General features: G+C 72.8%; 7 protein-coding genes and 1 CRISPR repeat array (1 of these 8 cut by a window edge). All 7 genes read left to right on the forward strand.

Annotated elements, in window-relative coordinates; all coding sequences use genetic code 11:
• A CRISPR array of direct repeats spans window positions 1–2,860; the repeat unit is 29 nt; unit sequence CGGCTGACCCCCGCGGGTGCGGGGAGGAG; it begins 32 nt to the left of the window's first position.
• A 519-nt stretch (window positions 2,861–3,379) separates the two neighbouring features.
• The 7 genes from cas3 to cas1e all read left to right on the forward strand — a co-directional run bounded on the left by cas3 (window position 3,380) and on the right by cas1e (window position 12,580).
• On the forward strand, window positions 3,380–6,211 hold the full coding sequence (gene cas3, locus ACFY0X_RS18555; protein ID WP_387755847.1) for a CRISPR-associated helicase Cas3': 2,832 nt from the start codon (window positions 3,380–3,382) through the stop codon (window positions 6,209–6,211).
• Window positions 6,212–6,422: 211 nt separating this feature from the next.
• Window positions 6,423–8,003 carry a type I-E CRISPR-associated protein Cse1/CasA gene (casA, locus tag ACFY0X_RS18560; RefSeq protein ID WP_387755849.1) on the forward strand — a complete coding sequence of 527 codons (1,581 nt, stop codon included), beginning with the start codon at window positions 6,423–6,425 and terminating at the stop codon, window positions 8,001–8,003.
• Window positions 8,000–8,854 carry a type I-E CRISPR-associated protein Cse2/CasB gene (gene casB, locus ACFY0X_RS18565; RefSeq protein WP_387755851.1) on the forward strand — a complete coding sequence of 285 codons (855 nt, stop codon included), beginning with the start codon at window positions 8,000–8,002 and terminating at the stop codon, window positions 8,852–8,854. The genes casA and casB overlap by 4 nt, the downstream gene beginning before the upstream one ends.
• 60 nt (window positions 8,855–8,914) lie before the next feature.
• Entirely contained in the window at window positions 8,915–10,129 is a 1,215-nt protein-coding gene (gene cas7e / locus ACFY0X_RS18570) for a type I-E CRISPR-associated protein Cas7/Cse4/CasC (protein ID WP_387755853.1), read from the forward strand.
• Window positions 10,126–10,944 (forward strand): type I-E CRISPR-associated protein Cas5/CasD, encoded by an 819-nt coding sequence (gene cas5e, locus ACFY0X_RS18575; RefSeq protein ID WP_387755855.1) that lies wholly within the window; start codon window positions 10,126–10,128, stop codon window positions 10,942–10,944. The genes cas7e and cas5e overlap by 4 nt, the downstream gene beginning before the upstream one ends.
• Window positions 10,941–11,597 (forward strand): type I-E CRISPR-associated protein Cas6/Cse3/CasE, encoded by a 657-nt coding sequence (gene cas6e, locus ACFY0X_RS18580; protein ID WP_387755857.1) that lies wholly within the window; start codon window positions 10,941–10,943, stop codon window positions 11,595–11,597. The genes cas5e and cas6e overlap by 4 nt, the downstream gene beginning before the upstream one ends.
• A 59-nt stretch (window positions 11,598–11,656) precedes the next feature.
• On the forward strand, window positions 11,657–12,580 hold the full coding sequence (gene cas1e / locus ACFY0X_RS18585; protein ID WP_387756177.1) for a type I-E CRISPR-associated endonuclease Cas1e: 924 nt from the start codon (window positions 11,657–11,659) through the stop codon (window positions 12,578–12,580).
• Window positions 12,581–12,606 lie beyond the last annotated feature (26 nt).

Genomic DNA, 12,606 nt, shown 5'->3' on the forward strand with positions numbered 1-12,606 from the left:
GACGGCACCCCAAGATGTGAGCGGATCGCCGGCTGACCCCCGCTGTCGCGGGGAGGAGGACCGCGGCCCGATGACCGCCCGCAACCGCTCCGGCTGACCCCCGCTGGCGCGGGGAGGAGCCGCACGACACCCCGCACCACGGGAACGCGTGCGGCTGACCCCGGCGGGTGCGGGGAGGAGGCCTCAGCCACCTCCCCGAGCTCCTCGCCGATCGGCTGACCCCCACGGGTGCGGGGAGAGTTGACGATCCGGCGCAGGGTGCGGCCCGGGTCCGGCTGACCCCCGCGGGTGCGGGGAGGAGAGGTCGAACGGGCGGCTCAGGCTCCAGCCTGGCGGCTGACCCCCGCGGGTGGGGGGAGGAGCGGGGCCGGTGTAAACGGCGTTTACACCCCGGCGGCTGACCCCCGCGGGTGCGGGGAGGAGCGGCCGGTGGAACGCCCCGGCAACACCCGCTGACCCCCGCGGGTGCGGGGAGGAGGCGTCCATCTGCCTGGCCGAGAGCGCCTGCAGCGGCTAACCCCCGCGCGTGCGGGGAACAGGAGTCGGGCGCGGAGGCCGAAGGGGAAGAGGGCGGCTAACCCCCGCGGGTGCGGGGAGGAGCTGGAGCGCGGCGCGAGTGCCCTCCAGGAACGCGGCTAACCCCCGCGGGTGCGGGGAGGAGGCCTCCAAGCCCGTTCCCCGGGAGGAAGAAGTCGGCTAACCCCCGCGGGTGCGGGGAGGAGTCCGGCGCGGCCTCAGCGAGTACCTTCTGGGCCAGCTAACCCCCGCGGGTGCGGGGAGGAGTCGATAGCGACCGAGATGCCGTACGAGATCGCGGGCTGACCCCCGCAGGTGCGGGGAGGAGCAGGGGTGGCCTTCTGCCGCGATTCGGTGAACCGGCTGACCCCCGCGGGTGCGGGGAGGAGATGGCGGACCTCAGGACGGCGTAGCGCTGAACCGGCTGACCCTCGCGGGTGCGGGGAGGAGGAGGCCGTGTCCGGCAGCAGCACCGTGTCCGCCGGCTGACCCCTGCGGGTGCGGGGAGGAGACGGTGCGGATGCGCCGTCACCGACTGGACGGCGGCTGACCCCCGCGGGTGCGGGGAGGAGACGTCAATCCGATCCTGTCCGTGGACGCCGACCGGCTGACCCCCGCGGGTGCGGGGAGGAGGGCAAGTGCACCCAACCCATCTCGGCCATTCACGGCTGACCCTCGCGGGTGCGGGGAGGAGGGGGAAGGTGCCGTGCTCGACCACTGCTGCTCCGGCTGACCCCCGCGGGTGCGGGGAGGAGGGACGAAACTCATGATGCAGGATCACCCTGCCCGGCTGACCCCCGCGGGTGCGGGGAGGAGAGCGGCTCCCAAGCCTCGCGCGGCGCATGACCCGGCTGACCCCCGCGGGTGCGGGGAGGAGTGGCCGACCTCGACCCCGTCGTCCTTGCGGTTCGGCTGACCCCCGCGGGTGCGGGGAGGAGAAGATCCCCGACGCCGAGTTCAACGCGAAGACCGGCTGACCCCCGCGGGTGCGGGGAGGAGCGGGTGCACGTGGCGGCGTGCGGCATGAACCGCGGCTGACCCCCGCGGGTGCGGGGAGCACGGTGGACTCGGTGGCCGGGTTGCGGCCGCCGGCTGACCCCCGCGGGTGCGGGGAGGAGCACCGCCACCCGCACCCCTTCGACGCATCGGACGGCTGACCCCCGCGGGTGCGGGGAGGAGACCGCGGCGGTCACGATGACGTCGCACAGCTCCGGCTGACCCCCGCGGGTGCGGGGAGGAGGTACCGGAGCAGCCCGGCCGGGGGTCAGCGGCCGGCTGACCCCCGCGGGTGCGGGGAGGAGACCGCCGCGAAGCGGAAACGGGAGCCGCGCGACGGCTGACCCCCGCGGGTGCGGGGAGGAGTACCTCGGGCCCAACGGAGAAGACCCGCAGTGCGGCTGACCCCCGCGGGTGCGGGGAGGAGGCCTCCGGCACGCTCGCGCCCCACGCCCGCGACGGCTGACCCCCGCGGGTGCGGGGAGGAGTTGGCCAGGCCCGCCCGGATCCGGGCGAGGGTCGGCTGACCCCCGCGGGTGCGGGGAGGAGCGCAGACGGTCACGGAGGAGACGCTGCGGCTGCGGCTGACCCCCGCGGGTGCGGGGAGGAGGACAGGCTCTTCGGTGACGGCCGGGTGCAGGACGGCTGACCCCCGCGGGTGCGGGGAGGAGCAGCCGTACAACATCGAGATCCTGCGCGACGCCGGCTGACCCCCGCGGGTGCGGGGAGGAGCAAATGCGGATGCCAGCCATTCCGAGTGCCGTAAGTGACGGCTGACCCCCGCGGGTGCGGGGAGGAGTGACGAAATCGTGATCGAATTTCACAAACAGACGGCTGACCCCCGCGGGTGCGGGGAGGAGGGCGTTGCCTGCGGCGTCCGCGGCTCCGGCGACGGCTGACCCCCGCGGGTGCGGGGAGGAGAAGCGCGACTACCACCTCGATGCCTTCGGCGCCGGCTGACCCCCGCGGGTGCGGGGAGGAGTCCGACGCCCACGGGTCCGGCTCCGACTGAACCGGCTGACCCCCGCGGGTGCGGGGAGGAGGGGCGAGCAGATGAGGCCGAGGTTGTCGAGGTCGGCTGACCCCCGCGGGTGCGGGGAGGAGGTGAGGATGTCCTCGACGCGGTGGCGCTCGACCGGCTGACCCCCGCGGGTGCGGGGAGGAGGCCCAGGACTCTGCCGCGGCAGCGATCGCCGCCGGCTGACCCCCGCGGGTGCGGGGAGGAGCCCTTCGGCCTGGCCTGCCCCACTGGCTGCGCCGGCTGACCCCCGCGGGTGCGGGGAGGAGAGGCGGTGCCCTGCGTGGTGGCGCCCCTTCAGCGGCTGACCCCCGCGGGTGCGGGGAGGAGGCTTCCTGACCTGCGGCGCAGCGATGGCTTTGCGCTTTCTTGACCATGCTGGCGAGGTGTCGGATGCCTTGGCCAGGTGCGCCGTTCGGTGTAGAAATGTCAAGGATCGCTCACATGATGCCATGAGCGGTTCGGAGCCTGGGGTACGGCAGTTCGCGGGTATGGGAGGGGGCTGCCGGGCTCGACGAGGGGGGCGGGGCGAGCGCCACTCCTGAACAGCGACGGCAAGCCGGTATCCGTGTACTCGTGATGGTGGGCTCATTGCGCCTGGAGGCCGGTTCGATCGCCGAGGTCCCCGGTGCCAGGCCAGGTTCGGCGGTAGCCAAAAGTTCCAATTTAAGGGGTGGCCCAGCCTGTTTGGTGGTGCCTGGATCGTTACACGAACTACCCGGCGACGCCCTCCTGGTGCCTATGAGCTCGGGTGATGCGCCTCGGCCCCCGTCCGCCAGGTCCTCGTCTGCCATCGATTCCGATGAGAGGCCGCGAGGATTGTCAGTGGCAGCTGATACATCCTCAGGCGTGAGCAAGAACAAACCTGTTGGTGGCTTCGAGTCGGCCGGTCCCGACTCCCGCATGTGGGGCAAGAGCGCCGGTCTGCCCGGTCCCTACCCCGTGATCTGCCACCTCCTGGACGCGGCCGCCGTTGCGGGTGCGCTGTGGGACGCCGTCCTGAGCGACCGCATGCGAACGCGGATCGCCGGGGCCATGGGCGTAAGCGAGGCCGAGGGTGAGGCCCGGAAGATGGTGATGCTGTGGGCTGGGCTCCACGACATCGGGAAGATCTCGCTGCACTTCCAGCAACAGGTCGCCGGCGAGTTCGCGAAGCTGATGGGGGACCCGGCGTATGCGGAGGACAACCCGGCGGCGAAGCGCAGCGGGTACCTGAGGCACGAGACGGCCACGCACTGGGGGCTGGTCGAGTTCTTCAAACAGTGCGGCTATCCGCTCCACAAACCGGTCAGGAAGTCGCCGGCCCACCAGATCGCCCAGCTGCTCGGCGGGCACCACGGGTGCTTCGCCCCAGCGCTGCAGGTGAAGGAGATCAACAACCCGTCGGGCTACCAGCCCGCTCTCGGCACTGCGGAGGGCTGGCGGGATCAGAGGCTTGCTCACGCGCACGCGGTCCGTCGGACGGTCGGGGCCGGCAAGCCGCTGGAGTCGGTGCTGCCCGGTGAGCTGGCGGTGGTGATTGCGGGGCTGGTCGTGGTGGCCGACTGGCTGGCCAGTCAGGTCGACGTCATCGAGCCGCGGATGCCCGGGGAGGACTGGAAGACCGGGGACTCGGAGCTCGCCGAGCACTTCGAGACGGCGGCCGAGGCCGCATCGGGGTGGGTTCGCGAAGCCGGTCTCGGGCAGGCGGCGTTTCCGGCCAAGCACTTCACGCAGCAGTTCCCGTTCCCCCCGAACAAGCTGCAGGCCGACGTCGCGGAGTACCTGCCCAGGGTGGTGAGGGGGCCCGGACTGTTGCTGGTCACAGCCCCGACCGGCGACGGCAAGACCGAGACCGCCCTGCACGCCGCCTCCGTGATCGCGGGGGCTTCGGGCGCCTCCGGGGTCTACTTCGCGCTGCCGACGATGGCCACGGCGGATGCGATGTTCACCCGGGTCCGCAGGTTCGCCGAGGACAACGTCGAGGGCGATCGCGCGCTCACGCTGCTGCACAGCATGGCCTGGCTGAGCCCCGACTACGCCCCCGGGGAGGGTGCGACGGACGGCTCGGCCGTGCTCGCGGACACCGAGGCCGGCCAGTGGCTGCGCACGGGGCGTCGGGGTCTGCTCGCGCCGCTCGCCAACGGCACGGTCGACCAGGCACTCACCGGCGTACTTCCGGTCCGCTACGGCTTCCTGCGACTGTTCGGCCTGTCGAACAAGGTGCTGGTGGTGGACGAGGCGCACGCCTACGGCCCGTGGATGCACAGCCTGCTGGTGCGACTGCTGGAGTGGCTCGGCGCGTTCGGCGCCCCGGTCGTGCTGCTGTCGGCGACGCTGACCGGCAAGGCGGCCTCGTCCCTCGTCGACGCCTACCGGCGCGGCGCGGGCTTCCGCGAGCCGTCCGCGGTGGAGCCCTGCTACCCGGGATGGCTGTTCGTGGACGCGGGGAGCGGAGAGGTGTCCACGCCGCGCGAGGTCGGCAGCAGCCGCGCCCGGACCCTGCGCCTGGAGACCCGCCAGGTCCACTGGGACGTCCGGGACCAGGGCGTCGCGAGGAAGCCCGGACGGCAGGGGCGCCGTGAGGCCCTGCGCGAGATCCTCGCACCGGTCACTGCCGAAGGCGGCTGCGTCCTCGTCTGCTGCACCACCGTGGACGAGGCCCAGCGCACCTACCGCTACCTGCGGTCCGTCCTGCCCGAACTCGCCGCGCGCGACGGCGGCCTGCGGCTGCTCCACTCCCGCTACCCAGCCCACGAGCGGCAGCGCATCACCACCGAATGCGAAACCACGTACGGGAAGCCCGCGGACGACACAGCGGCGGCCACCCCGCGCGCGGGCTCGATCCTGGTGGCCACCCAGATCGTCGAACAGTCACTCGACCTCGACTTCGACCTGATCGTCTCGGACCTCGCGCCGCTCGCGCAGCTCCTGCAGCGGGCCGGCCGCGGCAAGCGCCACGCACGCCCCAACCGCCCGGCCTGGACCGGCGAGGCCGCCGAGCCGCGCATGATCGTGCTGGACCCGCTCGACGACGAGGGCCGCGTGGCCGCGCCCCGCTCATGGGGCACCGTCTACGACGTCTCCCTGCTGCGCCGCACCAGCCTGCTGCTCGCAGGGCAGTCCAGCGGTGCGGTCGAAGTCCCGGGAGACGTCCAAGAGCTCGTGGACGACGTCTACGCGGACGACTTCGGAGCCGGCCTGGAGACGGCCGCCGCAGCGGAGCTCGACCGGATGGACGCCGAGCGCATCGCCTCGGAGGCGGCCGAGGAGCAGATGGCGGAGATCACCGTGATCCCGGCGCCGTGCGACGTGGTCGACGACCTGTCCGAACTCAGCGAGCGCAGCTTCGTCGTCTCGGACGACCTGCTGACCATCCGCCTCGGCGCGGACAGCGGCCGTGCCGTGTGCGTCTTCGAACGGGAGAACGGCTGGAGCCTCGACCCCGGCCACGATGTTCCGCTGCCCTCGGCCGCGGCGAACCGGGATGAAATCGCGTTGATCATGCGGCACACCGTGCCGCTGCCCGGCCGCTGGCTCGCTGGCCGCACGGACGAGAACACCGTGCCGAAGGCCTGGAGGGACCGGCCCCTGCTCACCGACCTGGCCCTGCTGCGCATGCGCCGTGACGGCGACCAGTGGACGGGCCGGCTGGGGGAGAGGCAGCTCATGTACTCGAACGTGGGAATTTCCGAGAACTGATGGCCCTAAGTCCCGTACTTGACGCTACGTTGAACGTGCTGGTCCCGGACCGTCGCCCGTCCGGGACCAGCGTGACCCCCGCTTGCGCGGGGACAGGACTGCCACACGGCTGTTTCCCTAAGTGCCGTACGGCTCACCCCCGCTCGTTCGCGGGGACCGTGCAGAGCCTACCCACCCCGTGACCACCAGTACTCGCCTCGCCGGAGGCCGCATGCCATCCGTACCACCCAGCTACAACCTCCTCGACGAAGCGTGGATCCCCGTCCGCTGGGTCCCCCGCAGGGAGGAGGACGACGAGGCCGCCACCCGCCCGCCCAGGGTCGGCCTGCGCGAACTCCTGCTGTACGCACACGAGATCGAACAGATCGCGATCGCCGACCCTCCCGCGCTCTCCGCGCTGTACCGCGTCCTGTACGCGATCACCGCCCGTGTGACCGAGCTCGACGAAGCCGGCCCCGGCGACTGGTCCGACCGCCGCGACGGCCTGGTCGACCAGGGGCGCTTCGACGAGAAGCAGGTCGCCGAGTTCACCGAGCGCAACCACGGCCGCTTCGACCTCTTCGACCCCGAACGTCCCTTCCTCCAGGACCCGAGGCTGGCCGAGCAGTGCGACCCGGCGAACACCGCCGGCGTCGACAAGCTCATCACCACCCGCCCCTCGGGCAACAACCACTCCTGGTTCCAGCACGTCAACAGCACCGCTCCCGAGCTGCCCACCCCCGACCAGGCCGTCCTGCACCTGCTCGTCTGGCACTACTACGGTCCCTCCGGACGGTGCTCCAGCCGTACGGTCGGCGGCACCAAGGCGGCCAGCAGCAAGGCCGGCCCGCTGCGGAGCACGCTCTCCTACCACCCGGAGGGCGAGACGCTGTTCGAGACGCTGCTGGCCGGACTTCCCAAACCGCGCGAGAGCGTCTCCCGTGTCAGCGACCTGTGCCCGTGGGAGCGTGAGGAGCTGCCCGACCCCGCAGCCGCTCCACCGCCGCTGAAAGGTCCGTGCTCCGGCCTCACCGCCCGCTCCCAGCACGCGCTGCTCCTGGTGCCCGATGCCACCGGCCGGTACGTCCGCGACGTGTTCATCACCTGGGCGAACCAGCTCAAGATCTCCCGCGAGGGCGACCCGTACCTGATCTGGCAGACCAGCAAGGAGGGAAACCTCTACCCCCGCCCCGCCGACTCCCGGCGCGCGCTGTGGCGTGATCTGGACGCCCTGCTGCTCAACAACCCCGCGGGCACCACCCGCCCATGCCGCCCCGAAGTATTCCGCACCGCGCTGGAGGTCTCGGAAGACCTGAGGGTGCGCGCGCTGGGGTTCGAACAGGACGGACAGGCGAAGGACATCCAGTTCGTCGACGCGGTCACCCCACCGGTGCTCGGGCTTGCGGAGGAACCCACGGTCGCGGTCGAGATCGGCCGCCTGCGCGTCCTGGGGGAGCGGTACGGGAACCGGCTCGACCGGGCCGTCAAGAAGGCCTGGGCCGGTTTCACCACGGCCCCCAAGATCCGCGACTGCACCTGGGCCGTCGACGCCGCGGCCCGCTACTGGCCCGCCGCCGAGGCCGAGTTCTGGAAGCGCCTCGGCGAACGCGACTTCGACGGCGCCGCCACGGCCTTCCGCATCCTCGCGGAGAAGGCCTACGACACCGTCACCTACGGCGCGCTCGGCACCATGCGCGGGGCCAAGGCCTGCACCACCGCCCGCATCGAGCTGTACGGCGGGCCGGTGAAGCGCCCGGCCAGGACCGGGGGCGCCGACGGTACCGGCCGCAACACCAGTACGGAGGACGCATGAGCACGACCAGCACCATTCCGGGGCCCGCCAAACCGGCGGACGACGCGGTCGGCACACCGAAGGAGCCCGCCCTCATCCCCTCGCTGGGGCGGGCACGTGCCTTCACCGCCAGGATCGACAAGCGCAGTCACGAGGATCCCGGTGTCCGCGCGGCCCTGCGCCGTGGCGTCGGCAAGGACCTGGACGCGGTGCCGTTCATGCACCGCTACGTGGCCTCCTGGCTCACCGACGAGCAGACGCGCAGCCGCGACGTCCAGCGCGCCTTCTACACCGTCGCCTCCCTGATCGCCGCGCAGCGCCGCGACCAGTACGCCGCCGCGAAGGCCGAGACGTCGAGGAAGAACGGGTCGAAGGAGCAGCCGAAGGAGCAAGCGAAGGACGAGGAGGCGACGGCCGCCGGATCGCCGCCGGACGCGCCCGGCGCCCTGACCGACCGCGGGGAGGAAGCGGACCCCGGGACCGCCGAGCGGATCCCCCCGCGCAGCCTCGGCCAGGCCTTCGCCGACGGTGTCATCAAGGGCGGCCAGGCAGGCGGTTTGCGCGAGACCTCGGCCGAGACCCGCCTCAACCTGCTGAGCCGGCAGAGCGTCGACGGCCTGCACCGCCACCTGCCCGGAGCCGTCCGCCAACTGCGCGGCAGCGACGTGGAGATCGACTGGGCCCAGCTCCTCATCGACCTCTGCCAGTGGCGCCGCCGCTCCGGCACCGTAAAACGGATCTGGCTCCAGGACTACCACCGGACCCTGCAGAAGGACGGCGAGCGCCGGGCCCGCGAGCACGACGACGACCAGAGCGAGGCCGCGGACGCCGCCGAGACCGACGGCACGGACAGCGCCGCCTCCGAGGCCTGACCGCCACCCCGACCCCGTACAGGCCACCACCACGAACCATCCGACCCCCAGGAGCAGAGCATGCCCGGCCCCGACCGCACCACCGCCCGCTTCCTCGACATCCACGTCGTCCAGAGCGTCCCGTTCGCCAACCTCAACCGCGACGACAACAACTCCGTCAAGACCGTCCGCTACGGCGACACCGAGCGCACCCGCGTCAGCAGCCAGTCCTGGAAGCGCGCCGTGCGCGAGTACTTCCAGCAGAGCTTCGGTGAGCAGGCCCTGCGCACCCGCCGCATCGGCGCCCGCGTCACCCGCCTCCTCCAGGAGCAGCACGGTTGGCCCGCCGAACTCGCCCAGCGCGCCGGACAGCACGTCGCCGCCGGCAGCAGCATCAAGTTCGAGACCAAGGACTCGCCCGTCGTCACCACCAACGCCATGGTCTACGTGCCCGAGACGGCCGTCGCCGAACTCGCCGCCATCGCCCAGGAGCACCGCGCCGAGCTCGAAAGCGCCAAGGACATCAAGAAGACCAGCGACAAGAGCGTCCTGCCCAAGGAGGCCGTCGACGCCGTCCTGCGCAGCCGCAACGGCGTCATCAACCTCTTCGGCCGCATGCTCGCCGAGCTCGACGACGCGGGCGTCGACGGCGCCGTACAGGTCGCCCACGCCCTCACCACCCACGGGACCGACGTCGAACTCGACTACTTCTCCGCCGTCGACGACGTCACCTCCGCCTGGGGCGACACCACCGGCAGCGCCCACATGGGCCACGCCGAGTTCAGCGCCGGCGTCTTCTACCGCTACGCCACCGTCGACCTCGCCGACCTCGCGGCCAACCTCGGCGGCGACCGCGCCGCCGCCCGAGAGCTCGCCGCCGGATTCGCCGAGGCCTTCATCCTCTCCCTCCCGCGCGCCAAGAAGACCGCCACCGCCCCGCACACCATCCCCGACCTCGTCCACATCGCCGTCCGCAGCGACCGCCCGCTCTCCTACGCCGCCGCCTTCGAACAGCCCGTCGCCTCCCACGAGAGCGGCGGCTACGGCCCCGCCTCCCGCACCGCCCTCGCCCGCTACGCCACCGCCGCCCACAAGCTCCTCGGCAAGCGCGGCACCGTCACCGCGGCCTGGGCCAGCCTGGAGGACAAGGACCTCCAGGGTCTGGGCACCCGCGTCGACTCCTTCCCGCAGCTCATCGACACCGCCATCGACGCGGCCTTCACCACCGACCGCACCGGCGCGGACACCGCTGCCCGCCCCGACGCCGCCTCCGTCACCGCCGGGGCCGGAGCATGAGCACTCCCACGCGGGGACTGCTGCTGCGCCTGGCCGCGCCGCTGCAGTCCTGGGGCGAGACCGGCCAGTTCAACGAACGCGACACCGCGCCCTTCCCCACCCGCTCCGGCGTCGTCGGCCTGCTCGCCGCAGCCCTCGGCCGGAAGCGCGGCGAGTCCATCGACGACCTCGCCACCCTCTCGCTGACGATCCGCACCGACCGGTCGGGTGTGATCCTGCGCGACCTGCACACCGTCGGCGGCGGCCTGCCCGCCGCCCGCACGGTCACCACCGCCGAGGGCAAGAAGCGCACCGGCGCCACCGCCACCCTGCTGTCCCACCGCTACTACCTCGCCGACGCGGCCTTCACCGCCGTCGTCACCGCGGCTCCCGACCGACTCGACGGGTGGGCGCAGGCGCTGCGGAACCCGCACTGGCCGCCCTACCTCGGGCGCCGCTCCTGCCCGCCCGAAGGCCCGCTGCTGCTCGGCCTGGTCGACGACCCCCTGCACCACCTCGTCCACCTGCCGATCGCCCGACGGGCCCGCGCGGGTAGCAAGACCGTCGACATCGTCTTCCACGGCGACCAGCCGCTCGACCGCCTCGGCGACCACCCCCAGCCCGGGAACGACGACGGCAGCACCCCCGCCGGAGAGGTCACCGACGACCCGCTCACCTTCCACCCCCGACGGCGGGCCTATCGCGCCCGTCCCCGCTACCAGCGCACCCTCACCCTGCCCGCCGACCGCTGCAAGGGCCTCGCCACCGGCTACCTCACCGCCCTCGGCGACTACCTGACCCGGCACACCACCAGCCCCGAAGGTATCCCCGCATGACCCTGTGGCTCACCCGCATCGTCCCCGACCCGCGCAGCCGCGACGCCCGCCGCGACAGCGCCGGCGCGGTCGACCTGCACCACCGCCTGATGTCGCTCTTCCCCGACCAGCTCGCCGACGACGAACCGCGCCGCCGCCTCGGCGTCCTCTTCCGCTGCGAGTCCACGCCCGCCGGCGACCAGATCCTCCTCCAGAGCGCCGAGCGGCCCGACCTGGACCGCCTCCCCGCCGGATACGGCCAGGCCGCGACCAAGACCCTCACCCCGCTCCTCGAAGCCCTCCGGCCCGGCCTGCACATCCGCTACCGCATCGCCGCCAACCCCATCCGCAGGCCCAGCCGAGCCACCCGCGAGCTCTACCGGCTCAAAGCCGTCATCCCCCTCCAGGGCACGGCCGCCGACGACTGGTGGGCCCGCCAGGCGGAGTCCTCCGGCCTGGACCTCGGCACCCTCCACTCCAGCCCCCTCGAAGCCGCCAAGGGCCACCGGCGCAGCGACCAACGGCCCGTCAGACACGACCGCGTCCTGTTCGAAGGCACCGCCGCCATCACCGACGCCGACCTCCTGCGCACCCGCCTCATCGACGGCATCGGCAAGGGCAAGGCCTACGGCTGCGGCCTCCTCAGCATCGCCCCCCACCGGGGGCCGCAGTGACCGCCCGCCGCCCCGACCCCGGCGGTGCCCGGCGCAAACTGGCCGCCCCCACCGTCGCCATGCTGCCCCGCATCGCCGACTCCCTCTCCTTCCTCTACCTCGACATCGTCCGCATCGTCCAGGACGACACCGGCGTCTGCGCCGAGGTCACCAGCCCCCACCGCGGCACCGAGACCGTCTACCTCCCCACCGCCGCCCTCAGCTGCGTCCTCCTCGGCCCCGGCACCTCCATCACCGCCCGGGCGCTGTCCACCCTCGCCCGCCACGGCACCACGGTCGTCATCGCCGGATCCGGCGGCGTCCGCTGCTACGCCGCCACCGTCCCCGAATCCCTCAGCACCACCTGGCTCGAACGCCAGGCCCGCGCCTGGGCCGACGACACCACCCGCCTGGCCGTCGCCACCGCCATGTACGAGCAGCGCTTCGGCCCCGGCACCGCCCCGGCGGGCAGCGGCCTCGCGCAACTGCGCGGCCTGGAAGGCCAACGGGTCAAGGCCCACTACCGCCTCCTCGCCCAGCAGCACCGCATCGGCCGCTTCCGCCGCAACTACGACCCGAACTCCTGGGACACCCAGGACCCGGTCAACCTCGCCCTCTCCGCCGCCAACACCTGCCTCTACGGCATCGTCCACGCGGCCGTCCTCGCCCTCGGCTGCTCGCCCGCGCTCGGCTTCGTCCACAACGGCAACCAGCAGGCCTTCGTCTACGACGTCGCCGACCTCTACAAGGCCGAACTCACCATCCCGCTCGCCTTCTCCCTCCACGCCTCCCCACAGCCCGAAGCCGACGCCCGCCGCGGCTTCCGCGACGGACTGCGCCTGTTCCGCCTGCTGCCGCGCATCGTCACCGACATCCAGCGCCTGCTCGCACCGGGCCAGGACATCACCCTCCCCGACCCGGAGGAGCAACTCGTCGACCTGTGGGACCCGGTCTCCGGCCCCATCCCGGGCGGGGTCAACTACGCGGGCGAGGAACTGCTGTGAGGCGGCCGTGCCGGTGTGCCTACCCG

Origin of the sequence: Kitasatospora sp. NPDC001547 (genome assembly GCF_042894165.1) — a bacterium.
Taxonomy (GTDB): domain Bacteria; phylum Actinomycetota; class Actinomycetes; order Streptomycetales; family Streptomycetaceae; genus Kitasatospora.